At 62.3% G+C, this 16,261-nt stretch carries 8 protein-coding genes and 1 pseudogene; 4 read left to right on the forward strand and 5 right to left on the reverse strand.

The annotated features are described in order from the left end of the window. The first annotated feature begins 644 nt into the window (after window positions 1-644). Window positions 645-2,426: a methyl-accepting chemotaxis protein gene (locus AC0VX3_RS07180; RefSeq protein WP_475524130.1), complete on the forward strand. Its 1,782-nt coding sequence runs from the start codon at window positions 645-647 to the stop codon at window positions 2,424-2,426. Window positions 2,427-2,509: 83 nt separating this feature from the next. Here AC0VX3_RS07180 and AC0VX3_RS07185 read toward each other — a convergent pair whose 3' ends face one another. From AC0VX3_RS07185 to AC0VX3_RS07200, 4 genes and pseudogenes are all read right to left on the reverse strand, one after another. Beyond that, complete coding sequence (locus AC0VX3_RS07185) at window positions 2,510-3,337, reverse strand: peptidoglycan-binding domain-containing protein (RefSeq protein WP_475524131.1); 828 nt, start codon at window positions 3,335-3,337, stop codon at window positions 2,510-2,512. A gap of 145 nt (window positions 3,338-3,482) precedes the next feature. Then, window positions 3,483-4,358 (reverse strand): transglutaminase family protein, encoded by an 876-nt coding sequence (locus tag AC0VX3_RS07190; RefSeq protein WP_475524132.1) that lies wholly within the window; start codon window positions 4,356-4,358, stop codon window positions 3,483-3,485. Window positions 4,359-4,414: 56 nt separating this feature from the next. Then, a pseudogene (locus AC0VX3_RS07195) lies at window positions 4,415-6,821 on the reverse strand (circularly permuted type 2 ATP-grasp protein). 36 nt (window positions 6,822-6,857) lie between these two features. Next, the gene (locus AC0VX3_RS07200; protein ID WP_475524133.1) at window positions 6,858-10,220 is read right to left on the reverse strand and encodes a transglutaminase family protein; all 3,363 of its coding nucleotides are present in this window, start codon (window positions 10,218-10,220) and stop codon (window positions 6,858-6,860) included. Window positions 10,221-10,743: 523 nt separating this feature from the next. On the opposite strand from AC0VX3_RS07200, the gene AC0VX3_RS07205 reads away from it, so the two are divergent. Together AC0VX3_RS07205 and AC0VX3_RS07210 are read left to right on the forward strand one after the other, a co-directional pair. Beyond that, a complete protein-coding gene (locus AC0VX3_RS07205) occupies window positions 10,744-11,832 on the forward strand; it encodes an ABC transporter substrate-binding protein (RefSeq protein ID WP_475524134.1) in 1,089 nt (362 codons plus the stop codon). A 152-nt stretch (window positions 11,833-11,984) separates the two neighbouring features. Then, on the forward strand, window positions 11,985-12,845 hold the full coding sequence (locus AC0VX3_RS07210) for a tryptophan 2,3-dioxygenase (protein ID WP_475524135.1): 861 nt from the start codon (window positions 11,985-11,987) through the stop codon (window positions 12,843-12,845). Window positions 12,846-12,899: 54 nt separating this feature from the next. Here the strand turns inward: AC0VX3_RS07210 and AC0VX3_RS07215 are convergent, their stop codons facing one another. Continuing rightward, window positions 12,900-13,955 (reverse strand): NAD-dependent epimerase/dehydratase family protein, encoded by a 1,056-nt coding sequence (locus AC0VX3_RS07215; protein ID WP_475524136.1) that lies wholly within the window; start codon window positions 13,953-13,955, stop codon window positions 12,900-12,902. 531 nt (window positions 13,956-14,486) lie between these two features. Between AC0VX3_RS07215 and AC0VX3_RS07220 the strand changes: the two genes are divergently transcribed. Continuing rightward, window positions 14,487-16,226 (forward strand): ABC transporter substrate-binding protein, encoded by a 1,740-nt coding sequence (locus AC0VX3_RS07220; protein WP_475524137.1) that lies wholly within the window; start codon window positions 14,487-14,489, stop codon window positions 16,224-16,226. Window positions 16,227-16,261 lie beyond the last annotated feature (35 nt).

The following is a 16,261-nucleotide window of genomic DNA, read 5'->3' on the forward strand; positions in this document are numbered from 1 at the left end:
GCGGTTTTTTGTCATGGCCTGCGGTGGCTTGTTCAGGACCGCCGAACTGCGTTGTGTCCCGTTGCCGGCCAACCGGGCCGGTCCGTGTGCCGCGCCTTGCCGACGATTGTGGACAAGCCAACCGACAGGGTCTTGTTTGTTGCGGTTGGTATGAGCACACGGTCTCACGGAAAGATCGAATTGGTCCGGACGAAATCTTTCCCGAAGAGGTGCCTCGGTCGGTATTTCCTGATTCGTTCGAATTAACCCTAGGTGAATTTACCTTGTGTTTTTTACCTAGTAAGCAAGAGCGTCGTACCGATCGGTTCTAAAAAAACTGAAATAAATTTCACTGAAACTGCCTTGTTTTGCGGCTGCTCCTGTTCTCTGGGGTTGTTTTTAGGGGCTCACAGATTGCAAATTGCACTCACCGGTTTCATTGCCTCCGAAGACCTGATTTTCTCAATCATTACGTGCGTTTGCTTTTAATCTTTAGTTTACGCGGAGGGAGTTTTCTCGCTCTACCGCAGGGTCATGACGTCGGGGAAATCTTTCCCTCCGCATCGGCCAGAGATGCGCTGCTCCTGTCTGCCAGATTCTGCCAAGTCATTGGTGCCGGGTTGCGTCTTTTAGTTGAGAGCATTGTTGGGGGAATAATGATGCAAGTGACGGAACAAAACGAAGCTCCCGGTAAAGCCAAGGCCATGCGGTCGGGCAGTATTGGTGTCAAGATCATGGCTGTCGTCGGGACCTGTCTTCTGGGTCTGGTGGTCGTGGCCGTGATCGGTCTGTTTCAGTTGAACAAGATTGGTGTCCTGATCGACGGCATCGCCAACAAGGACATTCCGCTGACCAATGCGGTCAGCCAGATCACGGTCCACCAGCTCGAACAATCCATCAATCTCGAGAGAGCCTTCAAGGCCGGCGTCATGATGTCGGACCACAGCGAGGCGCGTGACGAATTTGTCGAGGCGCGCCATATTTTTGAAAAATACGCCAAGGAAGTCGACCAGGAAATCGTTGACGCGAGAGATCTTGCCAAGAAGGCCGCCGCCGGATCCACTTCCGAGGAAATGAAAGCGGAGTTCCAGAAGGTCTACGATGCTTTCAAGTCGATCGCTGCCGAGCACAAGAGCTTTGACGAACACGCCATCGAAGCCTTCGACCTGGTCGAAGCAGGCGACTTGAACGAAGCGTTCGAAATGCAGCCGGGGATCAAGGCGGAAGAGGAAAAGCTCAATCACGAACTCGAGGTTCTCGTGGATGAGCTCGAAGCCTTCACACTCGATGCGGCGCGGACTGCGCTGAGTGCCGAACAATTCGCCCTGTTGAGCATCCTGGTGATTTCGGTGATCGTGTTCGCAACGTCTCTCACGTTCGCCGGGATCCTCATCCGCAAGGCCATCACGCGCCCCTTGAGCGAAGTGGTCACGGGCATCAATGCTCTGACCTCCGGGGACTTCAGCACCGACGTGAAGGTTCACGCCCGCGATGAAATCGGTGCGGTGGCGACGGCTTACCAGACCTTCCGGGACTCCATGATCCGCTCCAGGCAGCTTGAGGAAGAGCAGCGGGAGAAAAACCGGATCGAAGAGGAACGCGCACAAATGATGGCCGAAGCCTCGAGAGAGTTCGTGTCCAGCATCGGCGCGATCGTCGAGACGGTCTCCTCAGCGTCCACCGAACTGCAGTCGACAGCGCAGTCCATGTCCGGGATTGCGGAAGAAACCAGCAATCAGGCGACCTCCGTCGCGGCGGCAACGGAAGAAGCCACCACGAATGTCGCGACGGTTTCCTCCGCCACAGAGGAACTCTCCAGTTCCATCGGCGAGATCAACTCACGTGTCTCGCAGGCCTCGACGATTTCCAGGCAAGCGGTTGACGAGGTTGCCAAGACGGAGGGCCAGATGGACCAGCTCTCCCAGACCGCTGAAAAGATCGGCGAAGTGATCTCGATGATTTCCGACATCGCTGAACAGACGAACCTGCTGGCCCTGAACGCCACCATCGAATCCGCCAGAGCCGGTGAGGCGGGCAAGGGCTTCGCGGTTGTTGCCAGCGAGGTCAAGGCGCTGGCCAGTGAAACGGCGAAGGCGACGGATAATATTTCCACTTTGATCAAGGAGATCCAGGAGCAGACCCAGACATCGGTCACGTCGATCGGCGAGATCGGGGGTATCATCGCCCGGATCAACGAGACCACGACCGATATCGCGGCAGCCATGGACCAGCAGGATACCGCCACAAGAGAGATTGCGCAGAACGTGACCGAAGCTGCCAACGGCACTCAGGCCGTCTCCGAAAACATCGTCAGCGTCACCCAGTCCTCTCAGGAAACGGGTGCGGCGGCGAGCCAGGTGACCATGGCGGCCAGCGAACTCTCCGGTCAGGCGTCGAAGCTCAAGATCGAGGTCGACAGCTTCCTGGCCAAGCTGGAAGCCGCATAAGGCCAAGGCCTGAAAGTCCGGTTCCGCAGCCGTGTGATCGGGTCCCGGAACCGGCGGTCCGCTCCCTCAGGGGGCGCCCTGTCTCAGGAACCTGTCCCGCTGCCGGCGGACCGCGATGGTGCGGTTCCGGGCAGCGGGATTGTCCTGTTCAGGCTGTTCTGCCGTGGTGCCGGCGCCGGTTCACCGGCGTTGTCCGGACCGCCGTTGCCGCCGGCCCTGCTTGCGGACATGCTGCTCGACATGGCGAGCGCCAGCCGCTTCATGAAAACGGTGTGTTTCGGTTCCCAGAAAAGCGAGAATCCCCGGCTGTCCCGCAGTGTCTTCATCACCCTCAGGTAAAAATCACGACCGTCCTGCCGCCCCGAGACCACGAAAAAATCATTGCGAAACGTCCTGTACCTGATGACACGTCCGCTCTGCGGCCCGGTCAGGCGCCTGTATAACGTTTCATAACCGGATTCGTGCCGGGCCACGCGCCAGGTTTCCAGCTCGATACTGCCGTCATGGGTTCGCCGGAGGTGGCCCCGCTCTGTCGGGGAGGATGTCTCGAAAAGCTTGACCGGGACGCCGAGCGTCAGCCCGCTTGCGGTCTCGTGCGATGTTTCGAAGCCGACCCGCTTGACCAGATCAAGACCGTCGCGTTGCAGGACCAGCTTCTGCCCGGGTTTCAGAACCCCGTCGGGAAAGAAGTCCCGATGTTTTTGAAACGATGTCAGGCCAGCGTAGGTGAGCCGGCCGAAGGCGCCGTCGACAAGCGCGGTGTAGTCGCCGGTGAAGACCAGCAGAAACTGGGTCCGGATGCGTTCCCGGTAGGTCATGCCGTTGAACCAGTCCTTGGACCGGTCGTAATCGGCCAGGCATGATCCGGCCGTGACGAGAAAAACAAGGACTGCAATCAGCACCGAACGCATCACCAGCTCCCAAAACTGTAGTCGCTCCCGACACTTTAGCAAATACGCGCAGTTGAAAACAGGGAGCAGCCGGCCAGCGGGGGATATCTTGCAATGAGCCCGGGCGGCCGTCTCCCGGGCGGGGCCGCAGGATCAATCGGCCAGATCAGTGCGGCACGACGTCCACCCTGTGGCTGGTGGTCTGGCCGCCGGCGGTGCGCAGGGTCCCCTTGACCGGCGCCACGTCGCCATAGTCGCGGCCTCTCGCAACCACGATGTGGTCCTGACCGGCGCGCACGGCGTTGGTGGGGTCGTATTCGATCCAGCCGACCTCAATGCCGCACCAGGCCCGCACCCAGGCATGCATCGCATCCGCGCCCTCCAGTCTCGGCTGCCCTTCGGGGGGCAGCGTGCGCAGGAAGCCGCTGACATAGCCTGCCGGAATTCCGATGCTTCTGAGACAGGCGATCATGATGTGGGAAAAGTCCTGGCAGACCCCGTGCCGGCGCTCGAAGGCTTCCAGCACCGGGGTGTCGACCGTGGTCGCGTCGGCATCGAAGCGCATGTCGCCGTTCAGGGCCCTGCCGAGTGCCTCGACCGCCGATACCGCACTCCTGTCCGGCGTGACCTGTTCGCGTGCATAGACCGCGAAGGCCGGGTCGATGGGAAGGCGCGGTGACGGTCCCAGAAAATGCACCGGTGCCAGGGGCCCGAGCGACTGAATGCTGCCGAGTTCTCTCGGCAGGGCCGTCAGGGGCGGAGAGATGTCGAACTCTTCGGCAGCCGCCACCCTGTCGACCCTGGCGGTCAGCTTGAAACAGAGCTCGCTGTGGGGCTTGCGGTAAGCCACATCGGTGACCGCATTGCCGAAAAAATCGATCCGCTCGTAAAGCTCCGAGGGGTCGGGCACGAGCCTGATCTGTCCGCTCAACAGCTTCTGTTGGCCGGGAAGGGTGCCGGGCATAAGGCGCAGGGCGTGAAGCCCGGCATTGGCCGGACTGGCGTATTCATATGTGATTTCCAGGTTCAGGTCGTAAAGCACGGTCGCCTCATGCGGGGGCGTCGATTTCTGGTGGACAGCTGCGGGATCCCGCGGTGTCAGCGGATATAGGCATCGGTCAGCTCCAGGGACAGGCGGGCGATCCGGTCTCTGAGCCCGCCGAGCATCTTCGGTGTCAGGGTGTCCGGGGTCGCAATTGCCAGACTGGTGTGAACCTGCAGGACGGAGCGGGCAAGCTCGGACAGATGGCCGTGTTCCGTCGCGCCCGGCAGGACACTGACATGCTGCTTCATGTCGGTGAGCTGGTAAAGGACGGACCGCGGGTTCTGCGTGTCCATTGCCAGCAGGTCCAGCACCGTTTCATGGCTGAGCGACACCGCGTAGCGCCGGCTCATGGACATCGCGCTGTCGCCGACTTCCAGCAGCAGTTCCAGCGCGCCCTCGGGCGCATCCGGCTCAGTGAACTCCGCCAGAAGGTCGCTCATGCGGTGCGCGCGCTCCAGGGCCCGTCCGATGCTCAGGAACCGCCAACCGGTGAAGCGGTACATGTTCTCATGCACAAGACCGGAAAACCCGGTGATCTTGCGCAGGAGCAGACTCATGGCAGGGGTGACATCCGCATTCGCGCGCAGGGTCCGCCTGGCGTGGATCGCCGCCCGCGCAAGTTCGTTCAGCGCAAGCCATCCGTCGACGGAAAAGCGGTCCCGCACCTTGCCCGCGCTGGCGACCGCGAACTGAAGCGTGTCGCACAGACCCTCGGGGATCGGTTCCACCGGTGCGACGCCGACCTTGTCGAGGAATGCGCTCGTCTGCGCGACCAGGGCGCTATCCGGATCGGCTGTTTCCATGAGGCGCGCATGATAGGCGCGCAGGAGCCGGACGGCGCCCTCCACCCGCTCCACATAGCGGCCCAGCCAGAAAAGATTGTCGGCGGCCCGCGACGGCAGCACGCCCGACTGGGATTTGTAAAACGGCGATTCCGTCTGATGCAGCAGGGATTCCCTGGCGTGTCTGGGGCCGCCGACGACCCAGAACGTCCGCCGCCGAGCCGCCTTCCTGCATGGCGATGGCGCTGGCATCATCCGTCCGGCCGATACGGGCGAAACCGCCCGACATGACCTCCCAGCCTTTGCCGGTGCGTGCCAGAAAGACCCGCAGGCTCATCGGCCGGGGCCGCAGCAGGCCGTCATGATAGGCGGGCGTCGTGGACAGGGTGATCGCTTCCTGCCCGACGAGGCCGGCAGCCTCGCTGTCGATCCAGGATGGCAGGGGCCCCTGCTTCTGTTTGTGAAAATCCTTGCCGATGAAGTCCGGCTGGCCGGAAGAGAACGGCAGCGCGGTGCTCAGCGCCGGGCTGAACATCATGGCCTCGGCGTGGTCCTTGACGTAGCTTCTCGCGGCGGCCTCGCCGCACCACCAGGTGGCGACATTCGGCAATTTCAGGCGTTCGCCAAGCAGATGCTCGCTGATGCGCGGCAGGAAAGCGAGCAGGGCCCGTGTTTCCAGGATGCCGGTGCCAAGCGCGTTGATCATGGTGACGGCGCCATGGCGGACCGCCTGTACGAGGCCGGGCGTGCCGATTCGCGAGGTTTCTTCCAGTTCGACGGGGTCGGACCAGGCGGAGTCCAGGCGCCGCCACAGAACGCTGACCGGTTTCAGCCCCGAAACGGTGCGGACCATCAGCTTGCCGCCTTCCACCGTCAGGTCCTCGCCTTCAAGCAGCATGAAGCCCAGATAGCGGGCGATATAGGCATGTTCGAAATAGGTGTCGTTCATGGGGCCGGGGGTCAGGATCGAGACCCGGCTGTCGGTTTCGCCGCGCAGATCCACCAGATGGTCGCGAAACCGGCGGAAGAAGCCGGCCAGGCGGTGGACATTGGCCCTGGCGAAGAATTCGTTGAAGACACGGCCGGTGGCGACCCGGTTCTCCAGCGCGAACCCCGCGCCGGACGGCGCCTGAGCGCGATCCGACAGGACCCACCAGGTTCCGTCCGGACCGCGGCCGATCTCAAAAGCCAGAAAATGCAGGAAGCGCTCGTTCTTCGGCGTGACCCCGACCAATGGCCGTTGCCATTCCGGGCTGCGCGCGATCAGGCTTGCGGGCAGATACCCGTCCGCGACCAGCCGGTTGCCGCCGTAAAGATCCGCGACCACCTGTTCCAGAAGCTCCGCGCGCTGGATCAGTCCGTCCGAAATCACCTGCCAGTCGTCCTGGCCGATGATCACCGGAATGTGGCTGAGAGGCCATTCGCGCTCATTGGCGCCGTCCTGGCCGTATTGGCGAAAATAGACACCGGCATCATTCAGATACTGGTTGCCCCGGGAAAAACGTTCGGTGATCTCGTCCGGAGCCAGACGGGACAGGTGCTCGAGAAACGGCCGCCAGACCGGCCGCACCCGGTGGGCGGGATCCAGAAGTTCGTCCGAAACACCGGGAAAGGGGCGATAGTCCCTGAGCAGGCTGTAGCCCCGCGATCCCTTGCCTGCGTCTTCGTTCAAACTCATGCGTCCGCTTTCAAATGACAGGTCCCCGGAGGACCGTCAGACATTGTGCGGCCTTCGCAGGTCCAAGGTCAACGGGAACTCCGGGTGCGGCCGCTCTTGTGCGGGCACATAGAGACCAGGCGTGTGTCCGTGCGGCTCGAACCGCGACAGGCGCCGTGCCTCGGCTTCGTTGCCGTTGACCGGGAACGTATCGTAGTTGCGTCCGCCCGGATGGGCGACATGATAGACGCAGCCGCCGATGGCGCGATTGCTCCAGCGGTCGAATATGTCGAAAGTCAACGGGGCGTCAACCGGGTGCACCGGATGCAGGGCCATGGAGGGCTGCCAGGCCTTGTAGCGGACGCCGGCAACGGCAACGCCATTGGTCTCGGTCTTCTGCAAGGGCATCATCCGCCGGTTGCAGGTGACGGCATATCGCTCCGGGTCGCTGGTGGTGAGCTTGACCTGCAGGCGTTCGGTGGAGCTGTCGGTGTAACGGACCGTGCCGCCGATGGCGCCGGTTTCGCCCAGCACATGCCAGGGTTCCAGCGCCTGCCGCAATTCCAGGTGAATGCCTTCGACCTCGATTTCGCCGCAGAACGGAAAGCGGAATTCAGCCTGGGCCTCGAACCAGTCCGGACGCATGGAAAAACCGTGATGGTCCAGATCGCGCAGGACATCGAGAAAATCGGCCCAGACATAATGGGGCAGCATGAACCGGTCATGCAGCGCAGTGCCCCAGCGGGTCAGGTTGCCGGACAGGGGCTGCTGCCACAACCGGGCGACCAGCGTGCGCAGCAGCAGTTGCTGGGCAAGGCTCATGCGCGGGTCGGGCGGCATCTCGAAGCCGCGGAATTCCACGAGGCCCAGCCGGCCGGTCGGCCCGTCCGGCGAATAGAGCTTGTCGATGCAGATCTCGGCGCGGTGGGTGTTGCCGGTGACGTTGACCAGAAGGTTGCGGAGCAGCCTGTCGACCAGCCAGGGAAAGGGGGGCGGTCCCTCGTCCGGCCGCGGGATCTGCGACAGGGCGACCTCAAGCTCATAAAGCCCGTCATGCCGCGCCTCGTCGACGCGCGGGGCCTGGGAGGTCGGGCCGATGAACAGGCCCGAGAACAGATAGGACAGGCTGGGATGCCGCTGCCATTGCAGAACCAGGCTGCGGAGCAGATCCGGGCGGCGCAGGAACGGGCTGTCGAGCGGGGTTGCGCCGCCGACGACCACGTGGTTGCCGCCGCCGGTGCCGGTGTGCTTGCCGTCGATCATGAATTTTTCGGCGCCGAGGCGGGTGTTGCGGGCGTCCTCATAGACGCCTTCGGTGATCGCCGCACACTCCTTCCAGCTCGCCGCAGGGTGGATGTTGACCTCGATGACACCGGGATCAGGCGCCACCCGGATGACATTCATGCGCGGGTCGGGCGGGGGCGGGTAGCCCTCGATATGCACCGGAAGCCCGAGGTCGGCGGCGGCGGCCTCCGCTGCGGCGATGAGTTCCAGGTAGTCCTCGATTGCCTCCACCGGCGGCATGAAAATGCACAGGCGCCCGTCCCGGGGTTCCACGGACAGGGCGGTGCGCACGGTGGCGTCACCGATTTCCCCGTCCGGCAGCGTCTGTTCGCGCCGGTCCTGCTGAGGCCCGCTCGCGGTGAAGCTGGCAACGCCCTGGGGGCGCCCGGGTCCTGGGTGTTCGGGTGCGGGGCGTTCGGTGGGCTGCCCTGCGGGGAACTCCGGCAGCGGCTGCCTGGGAACCGTCGGGTCGGCGATATTCGTGTAGGGATATTGCGCCGGAGGCACATGCGGCAGCGATTCCAGCGGGATGCGGTATCCGACGGGACTGTCGCCGGGAACCAGAAACAGCGCCTCGCGCCGCAGTTTCCAGTTTTCGGAGCGCCAGTTCGGGCCGGAGGCCCTGGCCTGCCAGCGCTGAATAGGCAGGACGTGGCCCGATGGTTTGGTCAGCCCGCGATCGAACACCCGCGCGATCCTGTGACGGGCCTCGGCATCTTCCAGTTCGGAATTGTCCGGGGTGACATTCTCCGGCAGGCTGGCCTCCTTGACCAACCAGACGGCCGGATCCTCGAAGGCCGGAACCACATATTGCGGGTCGACATCCAGCTTCCGGGCGATCTGCTGCAGCAACGCTTCCGACTTTGCCGCGTCCGCCCCCGTGTCCCCGCCTTCCTCGGCGATCAGGTCCGGGTCATTCCAGATCGGCTTTTCATCCCGCCGCCAGAACAGCGAGAAGGTCCAGCGCGGCAGGGTTTCTCCGGGATACCATTTGCCCTGGCCATAGTGGAGAAAACCGCCCGGCGCAAAGCGCTTGCGCAGCCGGCGGATGAGGGCGTCCGCCTTGTCGCGCTTGGTCGGGCCGACGGCATCCGTGTTCCATTCCTCTGCCTCGAAGTCATCGATGGAGACGAACGTCGGTTCGCCGCCCATAGTCAGGCGGACATCCTCCTGGGCCAGGATCCTGTCCACCTTCGCGCCCATCTGGTTGAGCGCTGTCCAGGCCTCGTCGGAAAACGGCTTGGTGATGCGCGGGTGTTCGGCGACGCGGTCGATCTTCATGTCGAAAGAGAATTCGACTTCGGCGTGGCTGGCCATGCCCGCAATCGGCGCGGCGTTCATGTAATGGGGTGTTGCGGCCAGCGGAATGTGGCTTTCCCCGGTGAGAAGGCCGGAGGTCGGGTCCAGTCCGATCCAGCCCGCACCGGGAAGATAGACCTCCGCCCAGGCGTGCAGGTCGGTGAAGTCGTGGTCGGTGCCGGACGGACCGTCGAGCGCCTCCAGGTCCGGTTTCAACTGAATGAGATACCCGGAGACGAACCGGGAGGCAAAGCCCAGGTGCCGCAGTGCCTGGACCAGCAACCAGCTTGAATCGCGGCACGAGCCGGTGCCCTTCTCGAATGTCTCCTCGGGGGTCTGGACACCCGGTTCCATGCGGATGACATAGCCGACCGCCCGCGACACGAGAGCATTCAGTTCGACGATGAAGTCGATGGTCCGCTTTCTGTCTTTCGGAACGGTCTCCAGGAAAGCCTTCATGCGCGGCCCGGTCGGGTCAAGGCGCCGGTAGATCTGCAGGTCCTCGCGCAGTTCGTCGGGATAGTCGAAGGGCCATTCCTCGGCGCTTTCCTCGACGAAGAAATCGAAGGGATTGTAGACGGTCATGTCGGCGACCAGATCCACCTCGATCTTGAACTCGCGGACCGGCTCGTGGAAGACAAAGCGGGCCAGCCAATTGCCGTAAGGGTCCTGCTGATGGTTGACGAAGTGGCCGGACGGCGAAACCTTCAGCGAGTGCGACAGCACCCGTGTGCGGCTGTGGGGCGCCGGTCGAAGGCGAATGATCTGTGGGCTCAGGGTTACCGGCCGGTCGTAGCGGTAGTGTGTGAGGTGGTAAATGCTTGCCTGAATGGACATTTCTGGATCCTGATCGACTGCCGTTCCTGAACGCGGGATCAGGCTTTCATAAAATGCTGGGCTGCACCACGTCTTTCTATAGGCAGCCTTGCCTCAACAGGCGCCCGCAATTTGTCCTTCCGGGCGCGGCCACAAACTAAAAAAAGAAACAAAGCCTCCCGATCCCGGTGGAGGTCGGTTAAGCACCCTGCCATCTATTTGTTCATTCGGTAGGGAGAAAGACGGATTTCTGGTATTTCAGGGTTAGGCGGCGATGCAACCTGGCTTGGTCTCGCGCGGGCTGACGTGCTCCCCGGCTGAAGCAGCCGAGGAGCTGGATTCAAGGCCCGGACCACCACGCCGCCGGCGGAAGTCATTCACGCCAATGGGTCGGTGGCTCGAATTCGTATCGTTAAAAATACTAATGAACCTCCAGCGGCAACAGACTGTATACCTTGGAACGGCTATGATCACCGGCATTGGAGCCTGCAACTGGAACCGCGGTTTGTTCCGGTGTAACGAGGCCTGGCGGCGAAGGAACGCGATGATCTTCAGAATTGTTTGTCTGGTATGGCTCTGCGTTGCCTCTCACGCGGTTCACGCAGCAGATTTTCGCGTCACTTTCATCAATCCGGGCAGTGACACCGGTTTCTGGGGCGAGGTCTCTAAAACGATGACCGCGGCGGCCGGGGACCTGAATGCCGATCTGGAAATCCTCTATGCGAATCGCGAACCCTACGCCATGGCGGAGCTCCTGAGCCTTCGCCTCGAGAAGGGGGATCTGCCGGACTATTTTATTCTCGTGAACGAGAACCAGTCCGGTGCCAGGCTGATGCAACTGCTGGAAGGCCGACCGAGCAAGGTGCTGTTTCTTCTGAACAAGCTGACACCGAAGCAGAAGGTCATTCTGGAACGCCGGAACATCGACCTGCATAATGTCATCGCCACGATCGTGCCGGACAACGAGAGCGCAGGCTACGAAATGGCCAGCAGCCTGTTCGATCAGGCCAGGCGGTCCAGGTCCGGTGGCGGCGACATCCGGCTGCTGGCTCTGACCGGTGACGCCAGCACGCCGGCGGGGCTGGAGCGGGAACTGGGCATGCAGCGGGCGGTCGCGGACAATCCCGACGTGAGGCTGCTGCATGCGATCCCGGTGTCCTGGAGCGAGGACATCGCTTACGCGCAAACTGGAAATGTGCTTGCGCGAACCCGGATCGATGCCGTCTGGGCCGCGAATGACGACATTGCGATCGGCGCGAGCCGGGCCGCGGCCGAAGCGGACCTGACAGCCGGTGAGGATATCTACTTCGCGGGCCTGAACTGGTCGCGCCGCGGCATGAGCGCCGTCGGGAAATCGGCAATGACCATGTCCCACGGCGGGCACTATTTTGCCGGTGCCTGGTCGATGGTCATGCTGCGGGACCATTATTTCCGGCACGCCGAAGGCGAGGTGACCGTCGATGTCCTGTTCAAGATGTCACCGATCACGCCGGCGAATGTCGGGATCTATCGCAGCCGTCTGGGCGACGGAAACTGGGACAAAATCGACTATCGCAGTTTCTGCAAGTCCGAATCCGGCAGCAGTCACTACGATTTTTCCGCCCGTGCCATTCTGCGTGCCGCCGGCAGGTAATGCCGGCAGCGCATGCCGGTAACGAGTGGACGACGGTTTGACGGCGTGAATTCTCTCCTGTCCGAATCCGGTGCCAAGGCGCTATAGATCGCGGCGAAGCCCGGACAGGGCTTGTGCCCTGTCAACATCGATTGGTCTTAAGGGAGCGCGCAATGAGCGGCGATGATGCGTCCGGTCGGGACGGTGCCTACAATCCGGAAACCGAAGGTGCGGAAATGCAGTTTTCGGAGCGGATGTCCTATGGCGACTATCTGGGTCTGGACAGGATATTGACGGCGCAGGCGCCGCTGTCCGGTGCTCCGGACGAACTGCTCTTCATCATCCAGCACCAGACTTCGGAACTTTGGATGAAGCTCATGCTTCATGAACTGAATGGCGCCCGTGACGCGATCGGGCAGGACCACATGCCTCAGGCGATGAAGTTGCTTGCCCGCGTCAGCCGCATCATGGAGCAACTGAATTCAGCCTGGGATGTGCTCAGGACGATGACACCGAGCGACTACACGCAGTTCCGCGACGCGCTGGGCATGTCCTCCGGTTTCCAGTCGCTGCAATACCGCCTGATCGAATATACGCTCGGCAACCGCAATCCGGCCATGGTCAAGCCGCATGCCCACGATGCTGGAGCCGTCGCGCTCCTGAACGCGGAGCTTTCAAGACAGAGCCTCTATCAGGTGGTGCTCGACTTCGCCCGCCGGCAGGGCCTGTCTGTTCCGGACGCCGTCACCGCCACGCCGTCCGCCGCACCCCATGGAGAGGTGCCTGAAATCATGGCCCTGTGGCAGACCGTCTACCGCGACCCGTCCGCCCATTGGGCGCTTTACGAAGTCGGTGAAAAACTGGTTGATCTGGAAGACTATTTCCGCCGATGGCGCTTCAATCACGTGACCACGGTCGAACGGGTGATCGGGTTCAAGCGCGGCACCGGCGGCACGGGCGGCGTTTCCTACCTCAAACGCATGCTTGAGGTCGAGCTGTTCCCGGAGCTGTGGCACGTGCGCACCGCGCTTTAAACGTTTGTCCGGCAGCGTTTGGATCAATGGACAAGCACAGCTGTCACGCTGCGCCTATTTCCCGAATGCGCCCGCATCGATCATCTGCTGGAACATGTCCTCCATGGAGGCCTTCATCGGCCGGTAGGTCACCCCGAGCGCGCGTTTGCTTCTGGAATTGTCCGCGCGCCATGTCACGTCGACATTGTTTGTGACGAACTTGCGCGAAATGCCGGTCATGACCGGTCCGGCTAGCCAGACCACCCATTTCGGCAGCGACTTGCGCGGCACCGGGTAGCGGCTGCCGTATTTTTCGATCAGCACCTTGCCGAGTTCCAGAAGGTTGGTGTTGTGACCGGAGACGATATGCCGGCCTTCGGCGTCCTCCCTGAAGGCGGCGGCCAGGTGCGCGCTGGCGACATCGCGCACGTCTACCACGCCAAGGCCGAGCTTCGGCGCGCCCTGCCTCAGGGTGCCGTCCCCCATCTGGCGCACGATCCGAAAGCTCTCGGAGGTCGGCTTGCTTGACAGCGCGGGGCCGATGACGAGGGAGGGGTTGATGGTGACGAGCCTGAAGCGGTCCTGCGCGTCGGCGATCTTCCAGGCTTCCTTTTCGGCGAGTGTCTTGGAATAGCTGTAGGGCTGATAGGAAAGGGATGCCGTCGAGTTCCAGATATCCTCGGTCAGCACGCCGCCCGGTGCCCGCGCGCAATCGATCGCATCGGTGTAGATCGCCGCGCAGGAGCTGGTCACCACAACGCGCGTGACGCTTGCCGTCGCCGCCGCGCTTTCAAGCACGTTGCGTGTGCCCGTCAAGGCGGGATCTATCAGCTCCCGGCGCGGGTCACGAACGCTGATGGCGAAGGGGGAGGCGGTGTGAAACACCACCGAGCAGCCGGCCATGGCTTCCGTATAGGACCCGGGCTGCAACAGGTCGGTCTCGAAGAACCTGATGTTGCCGGGGGCTTTGTCGGCAATCCGGACGAGGTGCTCCAGCTTTGCGGCAGCCCCGGGGTCGCGGACGGCGGCGTGCACGGTGACGCCGGCTTCGAGCAGGTCCTTGACCAGCCAGCCGGCGACATAGCCCGTGGCGCCGGTCACAAGCACCGGTCCGTCGGTTGAAACATCCATGGTCAGACCCCGTTCCCGTTGTGGTTTTTGCCGGATATTTCCGGCCTCCGTTCCACAGTCAAGGTGTGCCGGTCCTCCGTCAACATGCCCTGGCGGGGCTGCTGCTGGTGTTGCGCGCGGGTCTGGCGCCCGGCGTCCTGCGGGAGACGGGCGGCAGACCACGGTGCCATGTCGAAGACAGGTTTGTGTTGCACCGCGAGATTTGTGGATTTTTTTCATTTTGCACTGCAAACGAAACTTGAACGGGGGCAGATTCAGAAGAACTGAAAGAACCGAAACCGGATTTCGGGCTACCTCAGGTGTCAAATTTATGCCACACTGTGATCCTTCCAACGCAGGATCGGGACAGTCGGAAGCTGGCTTCGCGTCGTGGCTATTGCGGAATAATTTTATATATTACAACCACTTATACATGTTTCATGCAGATTCAATAATCTACTAAAAAATTAGTTTGACATGATGGCAACCGTGTGACTTCCTAGGGTCAGCCGGGTAATCACGGCGAAAATTATCTCATGGGAGGAGATACAGATGCGTAAGTATCTACTCTCCGCAGTTGCAGCAGGTGCTGTGCTTGCGGGGGCAGGGTCCGCTTTGGCCGACGAAGCCGCGGCCCAGAAATGGATCGACCAGGAATTCCAGCCGTCCGTTCTGTCGAAAGATGATCAGCTTGCGGAAATGCAGTGGTTCATCAAGGCGGCAGAACCGTTCTCCGGCATGGAAGTCAACGTCCTGTCCGAAGGCATTCCGACACATTCCTACGAGTCGGAAGTGCTGGCCAAGGCGTTCGAGGAAATCACCGGAATCAAGGTCAACCACCAGATCCTCGGTGAGGGTGAAGTGGTTCAGGCCGTCCAGACCCAGATGCAGACAGGGCGCAATCTCTATGACGCCTATGTCAACGACAGCGATCTGATCGGCACCCATTCGCGCCTTCAGCTGGCCTACAATCTGACCGACTGGATGGGCGGAGCTGCCAAGGACGTCACCAACCCGGGTCTCGACCTGGACGACTTCATGGGCACCCAGTTCACGACAGGTCCGGATGGCGATCTCTACCAGCTGCCCGACCAGCAGTTCGCGAACCTCTACTGGTTCCGCAAGGACTGGTTCGACCGGGAAGACCTGAAGACGGCCTTCAAGGACAAATACGGCTATGACCTGGGCGTTCCGGTCAACTGGTCGGCCTATGAGGACATCGCCGAATTCTTCACCAACGACGTGAAGGAAGTCGACGGCGTGCCGATCTTCGGTCACATGGACTACGGCAAGCGTGCACCGGATCTCGGCTGGCGCATGACCGATGCCTGGCTGTCCATGGCCGGTGCCGGCGACAAGGGCGAGCCGAACGGCATCCCGGTCGACGAATGGGGCATCCGCATGGAAGCGGACACGTGCAACCCGGTGGGTGCATCCGTCTCCCGTGGCGGTGCCGCCAACGGTCCGGCCGCGGTCTACGCGATCCGCAAGTGGGACGAGTGGCTGCGCAACTTCGCACCTCCCGGTGCCGCCAGCTTCGACTTCTACCAGTCCCTGCCGGCCCTCAGCCAGGGCAATGTCGCCCAGCAGATCTTCTGGTACACCGCCTTCACGGCGGACATGGTGAAGCCGAAGTCCGAAGGCAACAACACCGTGGATGACGAGGGCACGCCGCTGTGGCGCATGGCGCCGAGCCCGCACGGTCCCTACTGGGAAGAAGGCCAGAAGGTCGGTTATCAGGACGTTGGATCCTGGACCATCCTGAAATCCACCCCGGAAGACCGCGCGAAAGCCGCCTGGCTCTACGCCCAGTTCGTCGTCTCCAAGACGGTCGACACCAAGAAGAGCCATGTCGGTCTGACCTTCATCCGCGACAGCACGGTCAACCACGAGTCGTTCTCCGAACGCGCTCCGAAACTCGGCGGTCTGGTCGAGTTCTACCGGTCCCCGGACCGGGTGGCCTGGTCCCCGACCGGCGTCAACGTTCCGGACTATCCGAAGCTGGCCCAGATCTGGTGGCAGCAGATCGGTGACGTGAACTCCGGCGCGTTCACGCCGCAGGAAGCCATGGACCGTCTGGCGGAAGAAATGGACATCGTCATGGCCCGCATGCAGCAGGCCGACGAACGCGCCAACGTCTACGGCGGCTGCGGTCCGCGTCTGAACGAGGAATCGGACCCGCAGGAGTGGCTCGACAAGCCGGGTGCTCCGAAGGCCAAGCTCGACAACGAGAAGCCCCAGGGCGAGACCGTCAACTATGACGAGCTTGTTGCCCGCTGGGCGAAAAACTAAGCCTCGGACCGGCGGACACCCGGGTGACCGGGTGT

It is taken from the genome of Roseibium sp. QJM3NY_11 (genome assembly GCF_056173175.1).

Excerpts from the sequence above, each read along its gene's own strand:
- AC0VX3_RS07185 (WP_475524131.1), bottom strand. The coding sequence starts at position 3,337 with ATGCGTTCGGTGCTGATTGCAGTCCTTGTTTTTCTCGTCACGGCCGGA.
- AC0VX3_RS07200 (WP_475524133.1), bottom strand. The coding sequence starts at position 10,220 with ATGTCCATTCAGGCAAGCATTTACCACCTCACACACTACCGCTACGAC.
- AC0VX3_RS07205 (WP_475524134.1), top strand. The coding sequence starts at position 10,744 with ATGATCTTCAGAATTGTTTGTCTGGTATGGCTCTGCGTTGCCTCTCAC.
- AC0VX3_RS07210 (WP_475524135.1), top strand. The coding sequence starts at position 11,985 with ATGAGCGGCGATGATGCGTCCGGTCGGGACGGTGCCTACAATCCGGAA.
- AC0VX3_RS07215 (WP_475524136.1), bottom strand. The coding sequence starts at position 13,955 with ATGGATGTTTCAACCGACGGACCGGTGCTTGTGACCGGCGCCACGGGC.
- AC0VX3_RS07220 (WP_475524137.1), top strand. The coding sequence starts at position 14,487 with ATGCGTAAGTATCTACTCTCCGCAGTTGCAGCAGGTGCTGTGCTTGCG.